We start from the raw sequence: 16,067 nt of genomic DNA on the forward strand, positions 1-16,067 counted from the left end.
TATCCCCCGCCTATGTCAGAGATGAGAGCCTGAGTTGCGTACCATTCTTGCGACGCATACTGATCCCCCATTCGATTTGCCCTATTGTCGTAGCATCAATGCGAAACGCAAGACGCTGCAGGAATGCAATGACAGCAGATTCAATTTCCTTGATTGCAAAATTGGCGCCCGGGCAAACACGTTGCCCATGCCCAAAGGACATGGCCGATGTCAGTGCCCGCCTTGTCGTATCATCTTGCGCAAACCTGTCGGGATGAAAGGCGAACGGTTTTTCCTGCGCGACTTTGCCAAGATTCACGCCGACCAAAGACACGACAATACGTTGACCGCGCTGGACGCGTAGGTCGCCCTTGATCGCCTCGCGATTTGCGATACGGCCAAGCGCCGGAACAGGTGGAAATAATCGCAAGGCCTCGGCAATGATGCGGTGCAGTAATATGCTTTCCCCATCGTTTTGACCAAGTTCGGCGCGCACCGCCTCTTGCAGGCTTGGTGCCCTTGCCAATGAAAACAATATCCACGTAATCGCGCTGGCAGTCGTTTCATATCCAGCCACAAGCAGGGTTGCAAACTCCGCCAATGGGTCTGTGCGTTCTGGGTCCGCATTCAGTATCCGCGCCAAAAGGTTGTCTTCGGCAAAACCCGAGTTGTTTTCCCGAAGTCGCGCAAAGTCCGATTGCAGTTGCTGAAAGCCTGCTTGGGCAGAGCGCGCAATGTCAGTGTCAGAATCCGGCATCAATGCGCTAGGGGTCCAATTTGCCATCGTCGTGAGCCGGAAAATCGACCGCAGGTTTTGGGCCAACGTGTTCGAGAGCATGTCTGGCGGTATCTTGAAAACAAGCCGACACAGGACGCGCATCGCCGCGACATCTATGGCATCATCAATAAGCACAGGATCGCCCTCGGGGGCTGCCCTCAAAAGCGAGTCAGCCGCCGCCGCGAACTCTTTGCCCGCAACGTCAGCAATCTCAGACGAGGATGGGGCCAAGATGCGCTCTTGGCTTATGTCACGCAAATATCGCCAGTCCGCGCCGTCAGCTGTTAACCGACTGCGCCCAAGGGCTGATTTGTGAAAGCCAACGTATTTTTCAAAGACCTTGTCTTTGTTCGAAAGCACCCACTGAGCGGTCGCCGGGTTCTGGATAACACGCAGCCCGCCAAAGGCATTCGGCAAGACGAGGTCTTTGCCGGGATGCGAGCGGGAAAGCGAGTAAAGAAACGACGTGGGGTCAGCGCGAAGCGCCTGCATCACTTGTGACTGCGCCTGCGCTGATGTCCCGTTCATGTTTGCTGTAAATTGTTCAAGGTACAGTGTCCTGCTAGAACGCGATCTCTAGACCAACAAAGGCCCCTACGAACGATCGATCTCCGGCCTCGACTTCATTTAATGCGCCATCATTATCGATATCGGCAACAAAGTCCGTACCTGACGCCCAGTCCATATCATTGATCTGCATATAGTTCATGCCAAGCTTCACAGCGGCCGCATCGGTGATGTTATAAGCAACCCCCAACTCCGCCTCGAAATTGAGAACAGCTTCATTTGACGACTCAGAGTTGCTGGCGGGGTCCTCAAAAATAATGGAACCTCCCACTTCATTCGTTCTTTCACCGTATAGTAGTGCGGCAGAGGCCCCACCAAAGACACCAAATGAACCAGCTTGGCCAGTTGACGTATTGAATTCAGCGCCAGCGCGTGGGCCGATCCCAGTGAAAGTGGCCTCCGAAACAAGCAAATCTCCTTCGGTAGAAAAGGCCGAATCTGATTCAAAGTTCAAAACCCGCAAACCGAGGAACCCGCGGACTTTGTCACCAATTGGCCGACCGTATTCAACGTCAACGAATTGGAAATCAACATCATCTGAGATAGCGACTTCACCAAAGAAATCTACTCCCGCTTCGGTTTCTTCCATCGACGTGCTGGCAAAACCTGCACCGACCGCAATGTCACTCCCGCAGCGATCCCATGTGAACTGACCGGCACCAAAACCACCTTCGGCGTCACCTAATCCGAGTTTGTCGCTCAAGTTTGCATCTTCGAAAGAAAAGTTATCATCAAGCGACGCTGTGTCATCCGCCAAAACGTTGTCTGACCGCAGTATGCCTGCGCGAAGATCGAGTGTCGGACCGCCAAGGCAGGTTGCCGCGGGCGCTGCGATAGCAGGCTCGGTAATCGCGTCAGCGACCCCCCCCGCGAAAGCACCAGAACTGATTGTTGTGAGTATCGCGAACCAAGATGTCGTCGAGATAAGTGAAGGTTTCATAGTCTTTACCTTTTGTTAATTCTCCGGCCGTATTAGTTAACGCAATGTGGTGATAGTTTGGCGCTTGCAGTGTTTTGTGCTGACTATCTGCATTTTCAACTATGGGGTGTGTCGTGCGCGCTACATGTCCGTTTTTGGACCGGTGCATTCAGCTGTGTACGAACAATCATCTCCCGCCCACTCAGACAGGCTCGCAGATTAGCAAGGGTCGACCAACGTCCGCTTCGGGAGAGCTGCGCCGCTAGAACCGGCGGCGCGTCGCAACGGGCGACGATAGGTGCCCCAAGGTCTTCCCGTCAGCATGCGCATTGGCCGCTATCGTCATGTTTTGCTGTGCGATTTCAATCTGGGGCTGCTTACGCAGGCTTCATGAATCTAAGACACTGCCTATTTTGACCGGGGAGATCCGGTCCAAAATACGGCGAGCCGTTTAGAGGTGGTGTTCATCGCCATAATCGTTGGTGAGTGACGCAGTTTCTGGATCTGAGTTGCGTTTGATCCGATCCATAAAAAGGCGGGGGCACGGTCCCGAAGCAAGGCTTCGATTTGCTTTTGGAACGTTGCTGGTGTGGCCCATGCAATGGTAGTCCCCTTAGGCGTTGGCATTGGGTAATCCGTTTGGCCTGTATGGGTTAACAGCAACGCGCGTGCGGTGTGGCCATCGGGTAAGGCATCTATCATACGCGCCATGGCAGGAAAGCCGGTTTCATCCGCCGCGAGTATGACGTCGTTGGTATCCAGAACGCCACTCCCACCGGGTCCGAACAAGGCCACCTGATCCCCGGTATTGACAGTTTTCGACCATTCCCAAGTGCGCCCGCCATCGTGGTGGAAAATATCAACGGTTGCGATGTCCTCGTCCAACTTGCGGATTGTATAGACCGGGCGATGCAATGCGTCAGCACCCTGTGGCCACTTCGTCGATCCGTTTGGCGCAAGCGTTGGCCATTGGGGTGGGTTGGTGTTGTTTTGTGGGAACAAAAACCGAAAATGGATTGCCTGATCGCTGAACAACTGCGGCTTACTCAGGCGCATCCTGATCCGTGTGAACGTGGCACATAAACGGGCCGATGACAGCACCGTTGCGAATTGGAAGTTTGGTGCGATCATGCCGGTTTTATCGGCATCCGACCATGTGATGGCTTTCACGACGTCAGGGGCATAATGGGTGATGTGTTCCAAAACACTGTCGCGGAGCGCGTAAAGCTGGTTTGGCTCTTGCGAAGCGACGTGCAACCGGATTTTCCCAGGCTTGACATCCGCAATGCCAAATTCGCCCAACGTCGTTTGAATGCGCAAATTCGCATCAGAATCTTCGCACACCTTCAGCCCATGCGACTGTGCTTCGTGAAGTATCATCCCTTTCAGTGCGTTAAACGATAACCCACTGAACTCACTATAAACTTCGATCATCCCAGCTCTGGCCCCTGATGTTATTAGGTTCATCGCGGGCTGGCGCGGAAAATGGTCCACGGTTGGCGGGCTGGGTGCAATTAATCACGATCTGAACACCATTTCCAGAGCCGCAATTAAGCCATGTCGCCCGTCATCTTTCACGCATTTTTTTTAATCGCGCCAGCCGCCCATCATTGGTGGAGGCGACTCGGCAAGAGCACCCAAAAGAAATGCAATAATACCTGACTAAAACACTTGTGCTTGGTCTGGTGCTGTGGTGTATTCTCGGCGCCAGCGTGAGTGCCAGCATTACCTCTGAGGATTAGAATGGTATGCTGCACTTCCCCAATAATAGAATTTCGCTTGCAATATTTGGGCTTTATCTAGCGCAAGCTATTCCACTGTATCTTGTCGCTGCGGCGCTTCCGCCAATTTTGCGCGCAAACGGCATTGGGCTTGATGTGATCGGCGGTATGGGGCTGTTACTCGCGCCTTGGGTGCTCAAGGTATTCTGGGCTCCGCTCATAGATCGCTTGTGTCATATGCCGCGTTTCGGGCACCGCGGTGTTGTGGGCATGTTCATGTTTGTGACCCTCACAGGCGTCTTGATTTTGTCGTCTCTGGACCCGGTGACGGACGCGGCAACATTTTTCCCAATTTTGATGGTCATGTCCATTTCGTCGGCGACCCAAGATATCGCCTCAGATGGTTGGACAATTGAACATCTTCCGCCCGATGAGCAGCCGACAGGCAACGCCGTCCAAGGTAGCGCGGTGGCATTTGGTGTCTTGGTGGGCGGGTCCGGAACCTTGATCATCAACGATCTGGTAGGGTGGAGCAGCGCACTCTGGATCATGGCTGTCGTCACTTTGGTTGCCGTAACGCCCTTCTTCCGGTTGCCAGCACAAGAAGGTCTGCGGCAACTGCCGCCCATGGCCGGTCGTGCGCGGTTCCGTCAATTCTTTGCAATCCCCGGAGCATTCGCGATTTTGGGTTTCGCCCTGCTGATCCGCATACCTGAGGGGCTTGTGAAAGCGCTTGAGCAAGCGTTTTTGGTCGATCAAGGGTTTACATTGTCCGAGATCGGCGCGCTTTCAGGTATCTCGGCTGCGGTGGTGGGTATCTTTGGCGCATTTGCCGGGGCCTACGTCATCAGCCGGATCGGCTTGTTGCGCTTTTTCCTGCTACTGATCGCAGCACGCACACTGGCATTTTGGCTGTTCTATGTTGCCGCAACCGCAGGCATTGGCACATGGCCCTTGGTGGCGCTGTCTGCGGGTGACACGTTCCTGCGCTACATTGAAATGGTGGCGCTGTTTACGGTCTACATGCGTTTCAATTCGTTACAGCAGGCTGGGACTGACTTCACCATTCTCACCTGTGCGACGCTATTCACCTACATGGTCGGCGGTATGGTCGCAGGGACAATTGCTGAACTGCACGGTTACGGCCCGGTCTTCCTGATCGCAACAATCCTATCGGCCGCATCTGGAATGATAGCTTTGCTTTTCCTCTCACCAAAGGTGCGCGCCATCGCGGCGACACCTTGATATAAAACCCGGAGAATACGCATGAAATTCACAGCTTTGCTGGCTGGGGTATCGTCCCTTGCCTTGATGACAACGAACGCGGCTGCCCAAGAGGGAGAGCCCGTTTTTTTAGGCACTATCACGGTGGACGCCTTGCGTACCGGTGCCACTGAGGGGTCGATCCCCGGCACAGTGCAAGTGATCGAAGGCGATGATCTAGCGCGTGCTGTTGCACAGGGTGGCAGCCTTGCAAGCGTTTTGGCAAATGCGGTGCCGGGGCTTGCCCCGGCCAACGGCACGCTTGGCGATGCGGGTCAAACCCTGCGCGGGCGCAGTGCGCAAATCTTGGTGAACGGCATTTCGCGCACATCGGAATTGCGTGGTTTTAGCCGCGAACTGGCGCTGATTGATCCGTCCTCAATCGACCGGATCGAAGTTGTCAAAGGATCCACCGCCCGCTTTGGGAACGGCGCAACCGGGGGTCTGATCAATATCGTGCTTAAACAACCAGCCGATGACAATGTCACAACAGTTGATACGCAGCTATCAATCCAAGACGGCAGCGATAGCCTGTCAAACAGGGTTTCAATCGCGCATGAACGGCGGTTCGATGATCTCGCGCTGCGGTTTACAATGTCGCGCAGTGAGACCGGAACCCGTTATGATGGCGCGGGCGATGAAATCTCGTCCGACGCATTGGTGGGGCAGGGCAGCCTTGATAACACCGAAAGCTACAACCTAGGTGTTTCAGGTCTTTGGGCATCTGGTGCGCATTCTGTCGAATTTGGTGTCGGTGCATATTCCTTGGAACAGGACATCGACTTTTTCCCAGACTTTGATGTCAATCCTGTTGGTGTTTCGGACAGGGAATACACCGGTGAACCGGTCACGGATGAAGGTGTCAACGCCTATGTGACCTATGCAAATGACGACACCCGATTTGGCGAATTAGAGATCAGCGCGAAAGTGTCCGATATTGAACGCCGCGCAGCGGCCGCTGAGGTCAATGGTGTCAACTTCCTGTATTATACAGACGGCGCAGGAACACTGGTCCAAGATCCTGATAGCCAAGGCGAATTGTTTACGACCACCTATGAGCTCTCGACCACGTTCCGGACACCCATGGACGGCATCACCTCTGGCAGCATATTGACATGGGGTGTCGACGTGGGCCGTGACGAAGTCGAACAGAAAATGCTCGACGGCACCGATTTGATTGCCCCGATGGTTCAAAACAGCATTGCCGCATTTGCACAACTTGATGCGCCTTTGACGGATGACATTGAAATCAGTGCAGGCTTGCGGGCGGAGCGGTTTGCACTTTCCGTGTCCGACTTTACACGCCCGGATGCTGCGATCTATGGATACGGTCTCCTGCTCCCGGCTGTTGACGTCATCGGCGGTGATTTCAACTACGATGCGGTGGTCGGCAATATCGGTGCTGTGTACCATGTCACTGAAACTTCAGACGTCTACGCAGGCTTTAGCCAAGGGTTCTCGGTCCCCGATGTTGGTAGTTTCACCCGCCGTGCCGGATCAGATATCTACGTCGCTGGCCAAACAATTTCTTTCGCAGACATCCGGCCCGAGGCGCAAATCGTCAATACCTATGAAGTGGGATATCGCTACACGACCGAAATGACCCAATTGGACGTGGCCGCTTACTTTTCTACATCTGAAGAAGGTGCGGTGCTTGATGACACAACCGGTACGATCACCCAACAAGCCGAGGAAATCTGGGGTGCTGAAGTTCAAGCGAAGTCGGCGCTGAACCATAATTGGGATATGGGCGCGTTATTGGCCTACGTCGAAGGGCGCTATGATACCGATGATGACGGCGATACGGATAGCTGGTTGCCCAACAGCCGGATCCCATCCAGCTTTACCGCCACATTGTTCAGCGATTACGCCTTTCAAAATGGGCTGAACCTCAACGGTGAGGTTGTCTATGCCTCGGGCCGCGAACAAGGCGATCTGGAGGTGCTCGAAGAGATGGTGACCGTCAATGTTGGCGCGCGTTATCCGCTGGGTGACGGTGCCTTAACGGTTGGTGTGACCAATCTGTTTGACCGCGATCAGGAAAACGCAACGGCCAGCAGTATCCGGACAAATTTGCTGACCGGTGGGGCGGTGCGTGTTGCAGACACTGGGCGAACGCTTTCCATGGGGTATTCGCTGAGTTTCTAGATACCGCAAAAGCCCCGCCAATATCTGGCGGGGCTTTTGCTTTAGGCGCTTTTGCGTGCGATGACTGGCGTATCGATCATGCCCCAATCAATCATGCTACCGGGACTGTTGTGTAGACCATCGAACAGGCGTTGACCTGTGGCATCTTCCAGAATTTTCCCTGCGCGCCACGCCGCCAGACTCAGCTGTGGATCAACAATCCCATGCGACGCGCGCCCATGGTTTAACGCGTAAATTGGTGTCGTCTCAGGACCATCCCAAATAACGCGGTAGTTTTCGTCTAATACAAGTGATCCGTTGGGTTCCACCTCAAGCCGCTCCTGTAACGGGGCAAGGCAATCCGGGATATGTGGGCGGAAACCTGTGGCAAGAATGACGACATCTGCAAAGGTCTCTTCAACCACATCCAGGTCAGATCGGGCGCTGACGCGGTAACCACCCGTCGTTGGCATTACTTCAATAACTTCACGACCCGGTCGCAATGAAACAGGGGCGGTTTGGTTCAGGTGTTTAAACCGATAAAGCGCCTTGTATATCGCATCTGCTGTCTCGGGTGTGAGGCCGTCGCTGCTGAATTTTTGCTCGGCAACGGTGGTCACCTGATCGGTCGGGGACAAATTTCGGTAGTGATCGCGGTAGGCCGGTGTGAAGATTTGATCGACCAAACTGCCTTCTTGTAAATGCCAAAAGGCGCTGCGACGGCTAAGCCAGACAAGATCAGTTGGGTTGGACGTGCCATCCATCAGATCGAGCACGATTTCCGCACCGGTCTGCCCGCCGCCAACAACCACGATCCGTTTTCCTTTCAAGTGATCGCGGTGATGCAAATATTCACTGCCGTGAAAGCAGTTTTGGCCCAATGGTGCATCTTTGGGAATGCGTGGTGCTTGGCCAGTACCGATAGTAATGGCAGCACTGCGGATTTGCTGTCCGCGGGCGGTCTCTACGACGAATTGCTGACCGTCATGATCTATTCGCGTGACACCGTTGTCGAAATGGCAAGAGGGCAGGTTTTGTGTGACCCATCGCATATATTCGGTGAACTCAATCCGGGAAACCGCACCGAAGCGCCCCGCCAAGAAGTCGTTAAAGCGGCCGTGTGTCACCAGAAAATTCAAGAAACTAAGTGAACTGGTTGGATTCACAGGCGTCACCATGTCTTTCAGGTAAGACGTCTGCATCACAGAATCGCGAAAGCCCAACCCGGCGTGCCAGCTGAACTGAGGCTTCCGGTCAAAAAACGCCGTTTGCAGATTTGGAATAGATGACGCCAGCGCCGCAACGCTTAAGTTAAATGGCCCAATGCCAACGCCGAGTAGGTCGAGTTTTAAACTGTTACTGGTCATGTCAGATCCTTTGTTTTGGGGGAATAGACAAAGCCATGGCGACACCACATAACGCCGCCACAGCAAACGGAGCGGCTGGTGACAGCACAAGAAGCGCTGAGCCAATGCCGACTCCAAGGGCTAGAGCTGCGATTTGTGTCGCAGCGTTCCAACCGGTGACCTGTAGCTGGGCGAATTCCTCGCGGGTCATGAGTTCTGATAGATTGAAGACAAACAAGAGGGAGGAGCACCCTCCAAACATTAAACTACACAACAAGATAAGTCCGAAGTGAGACGTGAGAACCGTTCCAATCGCTGTCAATGTCACGCAAACAGCGGCCACTTTGGCCAACCGCCGTGTCGCATGCGCAGCCAGCAAAAACGCGCTGATCAACAGCCCGGTATTGGCCGCAGCAATGCACAAACTGGCCGCACCTGCCGCTTGTATTGGGGTGAATCCTAACCGGTGCATCAAAAGCGGGGCAAGGCCAACCTGCACCGCGCCCAACGCCACTTGGTTCATCACTGGCAGGCGCAGCATCGCAATGGGTGGTGGTCTACTGATTGGGCGCAACTGTGGAAAGTCGCCGCGCCACGACATCACCAGGCTGATGCCCGCACCAATGGCCCCAGGTGCCAAAGGGGCGAGTGGCGAAATCAGCAAAAGCGGGCCGATCATCAGGCAAGACAAGATCCGCCCAACACCCGACATTGATTGTACTTTTGACAGGCCTTGCCGTGCGGTTCCGGCGGTTTGTGTTCCCGCCTCTTGCGCCGCGATGACAACCGCAACGACGCTTGTTCCCTGAATAAACCTGATCGCAAGCAATAGTCCCAAGGTCACGGCCGTTGCAAAAGTGGCATCGGCGGTGCTGACCAACCCAAGCAGGGCGATATTTGCACCAAGAAGAAGCGTCAATCCGCCGATCACAACACCACGTCCACCCATGGACGCAATGAACGGCACCACGAAAACCGCGCAAAGCATACCCAGCGATATGGCAAGCCCCATGGCACTTTCAGGCAGGCCCATGGTCGCTGCAAGCAACGGAACCATGCTGATCATGGCGGTCTGCTGGAAGGCGTGACCGCTTAGGGCGGGGGCGTATCTAAAAAGTTTTTTCATAGGGCTTGACGAATCCTGACTAAAACAGTCAGTAATGTACTGCAAGGCGAACGTAAATACCCAGCACAACCGAAAAGAAACAAGGATTGGTTGGTATTTCAATGCCTTATCATCAGGTCACGGGCGAGATTGCGTCGCTCGAAGCATTCATCAATGCAGCGTTGCGTGAAGATAAACTGACCGATCCATCGTGTCTTGATGGGCGGCTTGTCTTCACTGATCATGACGGTGCTAAGGTCGTTTTAGGTCTCGCGCGGCATTCTTCAGATTTACGATTGCGGTTTGACGGTAGTGTGACACGCGACCTAAATGGAGCCGTGTCCACGATGACCCCAACGGCCTTGTTGCGGCATATGTCGGCACCCGGAGGGAAGGTTTTCCAAAACCGGGTGATGAACAGTATCAACGCGACAATAGCGGCCCCACCGCGCAGAGGGACACCCGAGAACTGGACCTTTATCGCCGCAGAACAGGCATTAAAGGCGGGCCACCCGATGCACCCGACCCCGCGCAGCCGGGATGAAATGACCCATGAGGCTGCACAACGCTACGCTCCCGAGCATGAGGGCCGGTTTGCGTTAGAGTGGTACGCCGTCGATCGGGACAATATGCAGCTTGGCGGTGAAGATGCGCAGACCCGCTTCGCTATGCTCGCTAAGGCGGACCTGGATCAATCGCACGATGGGTGTTTGATCCCATTGCACCCGTGGCAAGCGACACAATTGGCCGGTGATCCGCGAATTACGACGATGATCGACAACGGCACGATACGGCATTTGGGGGCGGGTCGGCCTGCCTGGGCTGCGACGTCTTCCATGCGCAGCCTTTACGCATCTCATGCCCCGTTTATGGTCAAAACATCGCTCAGCTTGCGTCTCACAAATTCGGTGCGTCATCTGTCGTTGCGCGAAGTCAGGCGGGGTTTGCATATCTCCTCACTGCTTCTCTCCCCGTTGGGGACGAAAATGCGTCAGGAATGCCCGACACTCAATATTCTGGGTGAGCCGGGCTATGCCGCGATGATCGACGAAGGTGGAACACTTTGCCCGGAAACCATCGCCGTCTTACGTGACAATCCGTTCGACGGCACATCGCGCGGCCCCGTTTTGCTGGCCGCATTGTGCGAGGCAGCAGGCAATGACGTGTCCCCCTTGGGTGAACTTGTCCAAAGGCTGGGCCACAATGCCGGACCACGCTGGTTTGCGCGCTTCTTAGATGTCGCTGTCTATCCCGTGCTTGAGGTCCGGGCACGCCATGGGCTGTTATTTGGCTCGCATCAGCAAAATATGATGGTGGGTCTGAAAGATGGTTGGCCTGCAAATGTGTGGGTGCGTGATTGCCAAGGGACCGGTCATCTTGAGAGTTTCCATGATCATCTGACAGCGTTCTGTCCTGACGTTGGCGAGGGTACGGAGAACATTGTGCCCGCAGAGATGGGTGATGGGCTTTTAACCTACTACGTGGTCGTGAACACAGTGATGCATACGTTGGCAACACTCGTGCTTGATGGGGCCGCCTCTGAGCCAGAGCTGATCGATATCTGGCGTAATGCGCTGCGGCGTTGGCAACGGGAAACACCCGGTGACGCGACCCTTTATACCCGGCTGCTAGAGCGGCCCGGCCTGACCTGCAAAGGCAATTTTTCAACCAGCTTAAGCGGCGTGAACGAAGCCGATGGCGACGCTGGTGGACAGCTTGCCACATTCCTTGAAATCCCCAACCCCGTTTTAGAAAGACAACCCGCATGACCAAGCTTGCCCCACAGCCGTTTTTCCCCGCAGATGACGTTCCCGCCATTGGGTCTGACATGTTTGAGCCATGGGTCGCCGCGCAATTCGGTGATGACCCAAGCCTGACAGAAATCGCATTGCCTCTGCCAATGGCAACCCGGCTGCGCCCTTACCTGCGCCGTGAAGGTAATCAGGGGATCATTCATAAATCGGGCTTTCTGCAAACGGCAAACCTGTGGCGGAAGCATCCTGAAGCGACCTATCAAAGCACAGAATTGGTGCCCGGCCCCGACGGGCGCGATCATCCGTTGCGGCCACAAAACCCCGATGGGGTGGTTTACGAACGCTACTTTGCCGACGCGGACGTGACCGTGTCATTTCGCGCTATCGATATCGATTGCGATTTAGACATGTTCCACCGGTGGCAAAATGACCCACGCGTTGCCTATTTTTGGGAAGAGGACCGTTCCAAAGAAGAGCTGTGCGAATTTTTGGAAACCCGCCTGTCTGATCCGCATAACTTTTCAGTTGTGGGCGAATATGATGGGCAGCCTGTTGGATATTTCGAAATCTATTGGGCGCGCGAAGATCGTCTTGGCGCATATTTTGACGCAGGACCATGGGACCGTGGATGGCATGGGCTTATCGGTGAAACAGCTCAGTTAGGCCGTCGTAAAACATCCGCCTGGATCAGGGCCTTAACACATTACATCTTTCTAGATTGCCCGATGACAGAATTGGTCGTTGGCGAACCGCGCGTCGATAATGCAAAACTGCTCCGTTACGCCGATGCGATGGCCTACGATAAGATCAAGGAATTCGATTTTCCGCATAAACGTTCCGCCTTGATGCATTGCTACCGCGACAAGTTTTTTGCCAAGGTCCCAATGTGATGGGCACTTACCTATTGGCCAAACGCCGTCTTTTGGCGAAAATGATCAGTGAGCTCACTTGGGAAGAACTGCTAGACCCCAAGGGTGGGCCACAGTTTGAACTGCGATTGGCATCCGGTGCTGTCTACAGTTTCAAGGCAGTGCGACGCATCTGGGACAATCTGGATATCGACCTGGACAGCATTCAGGTGTCACATAGTGGTGCGCCATGCCCGCTCAATTTTGTCGTCGATGCGCGCAGCGAGTTGGGCATGACCCCGGCGACCGAGGCGATGTTCCTGCGCGAACTTTCCAACACGCTGCAGCAAGATCAAGAGATGCTTTCGAAAAACGGGCACTTGACCGGATCCGATATCATCAAACTCGCTATCCCGATGTTACATGCGCAGTTGAACGGACACCCCAAGGCGGTGGCAAACAAGGGGCGTCTGGGCTGGGGTGTGGACGATTTGGCCCGGTACGCGCCAGAGAATGCCGAAACGATGCAACTCTTCTGGATTGCCGCAGACCGCACGATGTTGCGTGTCGGGGGATCGGCCGAATTTGATGCAGATGATGCCTTGAACAGCGCCCTTGGCGCACATGCCAAGACGCTTCGCCTGATGGCCACCAATATGGGCGTCGCTGACACACACGTCTTGGTGCCAATTCATCCGTGGCAATGGACCAATACGATCAAGCAAAGCTTTGTCGACGAAATCGCATCTGGGCGCATTGTTCCGTTGGGCCTCTGTGGTCCTGATTTTATAGCCACCCCCAGCCTGCGGACCTTGACGCCGCTGGATGGCGGGCCGTTTGATATTAAGCTTTCGTTGGGCATTTTGAACACGTCGGCTTGGCGGGGCATGCCCGGCAAATATATCGAACATGGGGGGGCTATTTCGGATTGGTTGGAAGGGATCGTCGCCAATGATCCGGAACTATCGCCTGTTGTGACGGTCCTGAAAGAGGTCGCGGGCTATTGGTACGCGCACCCACAATTTGAATCGAACGCAGACTCGCCCTATCGGCATCACGAAATGCTTGGCGCGATCTGGCGTCAAAATGCGGAATATCTTGCGGGACCAGATCGGCAGGCGGTGATGGCCGCTGCATTGTTTCATGAAGATGCCGAGGGGCGTCCCTTGGCGCTGGCTTGGGCGGAACAATCCGGCCTCAGCATCCAAGACTGGCTGTCCAAACTGTTTGCGGTGACAGTCCTGCCGCTGTGGCATTTCTTGTGCAAATACGGGGTTGGCTTTATCGCGCATGGGCAGAACGTGACTGTTATTCTCAATAATGGTTTGCCCGACGGACTTGCGATCAAAGACTTCCAAGGCGACCTGGACCTCGTAGATCAAAATTTTGATGAGATGTCAGGACTTGCGCCCCAAATTCGAGACCTGCTGCCACGTAAGCCCCCCGCATATATCGTGCACGACATCCAAACGGCCCATTTCATAACGGTATTGCGGTTCTTATCGGCTGGGTTGGCGCGCGCCAATGCCATTGATGAAGCCGAGTTTTACCACCTACTCAGGAAGGTATTGCATGACTATTCAACCCGTCACCCATCACTTTCCCATCGTTTTGCCCTGTTCGATCTATTTGCCGCGATGATGCCAAAAGTGTGCATCAACCGCGTGCGGTTTGCTATTGGCTACGACGATTCAGCAGAACGCCCCTTGCCAGCGCGCGGGCGTGATCTTGATAACCCGTTGTATTTATCGCCTTGAAAGGTGACTTTCTCCGCGCTGTGTGAATTCACCAATCACCTGATTGCGCGCTTGCAGCGAAAGTCCGCAATGACGGGCCGCATCGCAGCATCCCAGATGGTTGCTGTACAGCGGCAAAGGGCCGAATGCCCCCACACCCTCTATCCCAAATTCAAACCAATCGCGGCCAATCCAACCACAGCTTCCACCGCAAAATACGTCCATTTCTGCCGCGTCGCGCCATCCAGCACCAGTGACGTCAACCGCCCCATGGCAGCACCTGTCCAGCAAAAGCCGAGCATCAGATAGGCCTCGGGCGTGCCCAACCATACGGCACCTACGCCCATCCCGACAAAGAGCGCACCTGCCGAGGCGCGCACCTCGGACATGCCCATCGTGGTCACGCCCGCCTTCAGGTCGAGGGCACCCATCGTATAGCGCGGGGCCAGCCAGCCAAAGCAACCCAGACCGATGCTGAGGATGGCAAAAATGATATTGAGGATGTCCATGGCGCTGCTTTCAGTTCAATTCTGGTTCAAAGTGGCGCAGTGGACCGCAACTTCAACCGCAAAAGCTAGGAGGCCTGCGAATACTGTGCTGCGATCCCCGCAAAACCGTCATAGCGTTGGGCAACAATGCGGGTGAGTGCGCGCCCTGCGGGTGTAATGCGGATGTGCCCTGCATCTTTGACAACCATGCCTGCGAAATCCTGCAAAATGGTCTCATGGATCGGGGCAAGTTCTGCTGCACCTGCATGCTGCGCGAGCCGCTCCAGATCAATTGCGAAGTCGCACATCAGCATGTTGATCGCGGTAGCGCGCAGACGGTCCCCTGCTGTCATTTCATAGCCGCGATGCCCTGCAAGCTGGCCTGCCGTGACACGTTCAATATAGGCAGCGGTGGCCGATGCGTTCTGCACATAGCCTTGCGCGAATTGCGAAATCGAAGAGGCCCCGATCCCGATCAGGGTAGGGCAGGTGTCATCGGTGTAGCCTTGGAAGTTGCGGCGCAGATGGCCTGTCTTTGCAGCAATGGCAAGGCTGTCTGCGGGTTTGGCGAAATGGTCGATCCCGATGGGCTCATAGCCGCTGCCCGCAAAGGCGGCTGCGGCCCGGCGCGTCAAATGATAGCGGTCTTCCTCACCGGGCAGGGCCGCATCGGGGATCAGTTTCTGGCGCTTGGAAAAGCTGGGCACATGGGCATAGCCGAAAAGTGCGATGCGATCCGGATCAAGCGCGCGGACTTTGGCGATGGTCGCGGCGAGCTTGGCTGCGGTCTGAAACGGCAGCCCATACACAAGGTCCGCATTCAGCGACGTGATCCCTGCGGCGCGCAGGCTGTCCACACAGGCACGGGTCTGGGCAAAGCTTTGCTTGCGTCCGATCGCCTCTTGGACGTCGCGGGCAAAATCCTGAATACCGATGCTGGCCCGCGTCATGCCCATCTCGGCCAGCGCTGCGATCTTGGCGTCGTCCACCAAAGTGGGGTCAATCTCGACCGAAAAGCTGAAATCGGGCGCAGGCGGGATTACGTCTTTGACCGCCTGCGCGAGGTCGCGGATCATCTCGGGTGGCAGGATCGTGGGCGTGCCACCACCCCAATGCATTTGCCCCATCACCACATCCGCAGGCAGGGTCGCGCGCAGCAAAGCAAGCTCGTCCTTCACCACCTCAAGATAATGCGCCACGGGTTTGAGCGTACGCGTCCCTTGCGTCCGGCAGGCGCAAAACCAGCAGAGCCGTTCGCAAAAGGGGATATGGATATAGACCGAAACAGGTGTTGCCGGATCAAGCGATTGCAGGCAACTGACCTGAAAGTGGGCCCCTTGCGCAGGGGTGAACGCAGTCGCCGGCGGATAGCTGGTGTAGCGGGGCACGCGGGCGTCAAAAAGGCCCATGCGGCGGAGGGTATCGAGATGTGTCAT

12 protein-coding genes and 1 pseudogene are annotated in these 16,067 nt (G+C 55.3%); 6 read left to right on the top strand and 7 right to left on the bottom strand.

Features of this window, described 5'->3' with window-relative positions:
• Positions 1-10 precede the first annotated feature (10 nt).
• Together B0B09_RS03090 and B0B09_RS03095 are read right to left on the bottom strand one after the other, a co-directional pair.
• Complete coding sequence (locus B0B09_RS03090; protein ID WP_076658320.1) at positions 11-1,285, bottom strand: cytochrome P450; 1,275 nt, start codon at positions 1,283-1,285, stop codon at positions 11-13.
• Between the two features lie 34 nt (positions 1,286-1,319).
• On the bottom strand, positions 1,320-2,264 hold the full coding sequence (locus B0B09_RS03095; RefSeq protein ID WP_076658321.1) for an Lpg1974 family pore-forming outer membrane protein: 945 nt from the start codon (positions 2,262-2,264) through the stop codon (positions 1,320-1,322).
• 251 nt (positions 2,265-2,515) lie between these two features.
• Here B0B09_RS03095 and B0B09_RS18205 point away from each other — a divergent pair.
• Positions 2,516-2,593 (top strand): annotated as a pseudogene (locus B0B09_RS18205) (IS5/IS1182 family transposase); the annotation flags it as partial.
• 58 nt (positions 2,594-2,651) lie between these two features.
• On the opposite strand, the gene B0B09_RS03100 reads toward B0B09_RS18205, so the two are convergent.
• A complete protein-coding gene (locus B0B09_RS03100; RefSeq protein ID WP_165689284.1) occupies positions 2,652-3,623 on the bottom strand; it encodes a siderophore-interacting protein in 972 nt (323 codons plus the stop codon).
• A gap of 368 nt (positions 3,624-3,991) precedes the next feature.
• Between B0B09_RS03100 and B0B09_RS03105 the strand changes: the two genes are divergently transcribed.
• On the top strand, positions 3,992-5,209 hold the full coding sequence (locus B0B09_RS03105) for an MFS transporter (protein ID WP_076658323.1): 1,218 nt from the start codon (positions 3,992-3,994) through the stop codon (positions 5,207-5,209).
• A 21-nt stretch (positions 5,210-5,230) separates the two neighbouring features.
• Complete coding sequence (locus tag B0B09_RS03110; RefSeq protein WP_076658324.1) at positions 5,231-7,375, top strand: TonB-dependent receptor; 2,145 nt, start codon at positions 5,231-5,233, stop codon at positions 7,373-7,375.
• 41 nt (positions 7,376-7,416) lie between these two features.
• On the opposite strand, the gene B0B09_RS03115 is transcribed toward B0B09_RS03110, so the two are convergent.
• On the bottom strand, positions 7,417-8,721 hold the full coding sequence (locus B0B09_RS03115; RefSeq protein ID WP_076658325.1) for a lysine N(6)-hydroxylase/L-ornithine N(5)-oxygenase family protein: 1,305 nt from the start codon (positions 8,719-8,721) through the stop codon (positions 7,417-7,419).
• Between the two features lies 1 nt (position 8,722).
• Complete coding sequence (locus B0B09_RS03120; protein ID WP_076658326.1) at positions 8,723-9,826, bottom strand: MFS transporter; 1,104 nt, start codon at positions 9,824-9,826, stop codon at positions 8,723-8,725.
• Between the two features lie 392 nt (positions 9,827-10,218).
• Here B0B09_RS03120 and B0B09_RS03125 point away from each other — a divergent pair, with 392 nt between their 5' ends.
• The 3 genes from B0B09_RS03125 to B0B09_RS03135 are packed head-to-tail and all read left to right on the top strand — an operon-like array spanning position 10,219 to position 14,164.
• Entirely contained in the window at positions 10,219-11,574 is a 1,356-nt protein-coding gene (locus tag B0B09_RS03125) for an IucA/IucC family protein (protein WP_165689285.1), read from the top strand.
• Positions 11,571-12,449, top strand: a complete 879-nt coding sequence (locus B0B09_RS03130; protein ID WP_076658328.1) for a GNAT family N-acetyltransferase — start codon at positions 11,571-11,573, stop codon at positions 12,447-12,449. The genes B0B09_RS03125 and B0B09_RS03130 overlap by 4 nt, the downstream gene beginning before the upstream one ends.
• Positions 12,449-14,164 (top strand): IucA/IucC family protein, encoded by a 1,716-nt coding sequence (locus B0B09_RS03135; protein WP_076658329.1) that lies wholly within the window; start codon positions 12,449-12,451, stop codon positions 14,162-14,164. The genes B0B09_RS03130 and B0B09_RS03135 overlap by 1 nt, the downstream gene beginning before the upstream one ends.
• A gap of 140 nt (positions 14,165-14,304) precedes the next feature.
• Here B0B09_RS03135 and B0B09_RS03140 read toward each other — a convergent pair whose 3' ends face one another.
• The gene (locus tag B0B09_RS03140) at positions 14,305-14,652 is read right to left on the bottom strand and encodes a DUF4345 family protein (RefSeq protein ID WP_076658330.1); all 348 of its coding nucleotides are present in this window, start codon (positions 14,650-14,652) and stop codon (positions 14,305-14,307) included.
• 65 nt (positions 14,653-14,717) lie between these two features.
• Positions 14,718-16,067: an oxygen-independent coproporphyrinogen III oxidase gene (gene hemN / locus B0B09_RS03145; protein ID WP_076658331.1), complete on the bottom strand. Its 1,350-nt coding sequence runs from the start codon at positions 16,065-16,067 to the stop codon at positions 14,718-14,720.

Origin of the sequence: Yoonia rosea (assembly GCF_900156505.1) — a bacterium.
GTDB classification, from domain to species: Bacteria; Pseudomonadota; Alphaproteobacteria; order Rhodobacterales; family Rhodobacteraceae; genus Yoonia; species Yoonia rosea.

Bases quoted from the DNA above. Each gene is read 5' to 3' on its own strand.
- B0B09_RS03095 (WP_076658321.1), bottom strand. From the start codon at position 2,264: ATGAAACCTTCACTTATCTCGACGACATCTTGGTTCGCGATACTCACA.
- B0B09_RS03115 (WP_076658325.1), bottom strand. From the start codon at position 8,721: ATGACCAGTAACAGTTTAAAACTCGACCTACTCGGCGTTGGCATTGGG.
- B0B09_RS03135 (WP_076658329.1), top strand. From the start codon at position 12,449: ATGGGCACTTACCTATTGGCCAAACGCCGTCTTTTGGCGAAAATGATC.
- B0B09_RS03100 (WP_165689284.1), bottom strand. From the start codon at position 3,623: ATGATACTTCACGAAGCACAGTCGCATGGGCTGAAGGTGTGCGAAGAT.
- B0B09_RS03125 (WP_165689285.1), top strand. From the start codon at position 10,219: ATGAACAGTATCAACGCGACAATAGCGGCCCCACCGCGCAGAGGGACA.
- B0B09_RS03110 (WP_076658324.1), top strand. From the start codon at position 5,231: ATGAAATTCACAGCTTTGCTGGCTGGGGTATCGTCCCTTGCCTTGATG.
- B0B09_RS03130 (WP_076658328.1), top strand. From the start codon at position 11,571: ATGACCAAGCTTGCCCCACAGCCGTTTTTCCCCGCAGATGACGTTCCC.
- B0B09_RS03090 (WP_076658320.1), bottom strand. From the start codon at position 1,285: ATGAACGGGACATCAGCGCAGGCGCAGTCACAAGTGATGCAGGCGCTT.
- B0B09_RS03120 (WP_076658326.1), bottom strand. From the start codon at position 9,826: ATGAAAAAACTTTTTAGATACGCCCCCGCCCTAAGCGGTCACGCCTTC.
- hemN (WP_076658331.1), bottom strand. From the start codon at position 16,067: ATGACACATCTCGATACCCTCCGCCGCATGGGCCTTTTTGACGCCCGC.
- B0B09_RS03105 (WP_076658323.1), top strand. From the start codon at position 3,992: ATGCTGCACTTCCCCAATAATAGAATTTCGCTTGCAATATTTGGGCTT.
- B0B09_RS03140 (WP_076658330.1), bottom strand. From the start codon at position 14,652: ATGGACATCCTCAATATCATTTTTGCCATCCTCAGCATCGGTCTGGGT.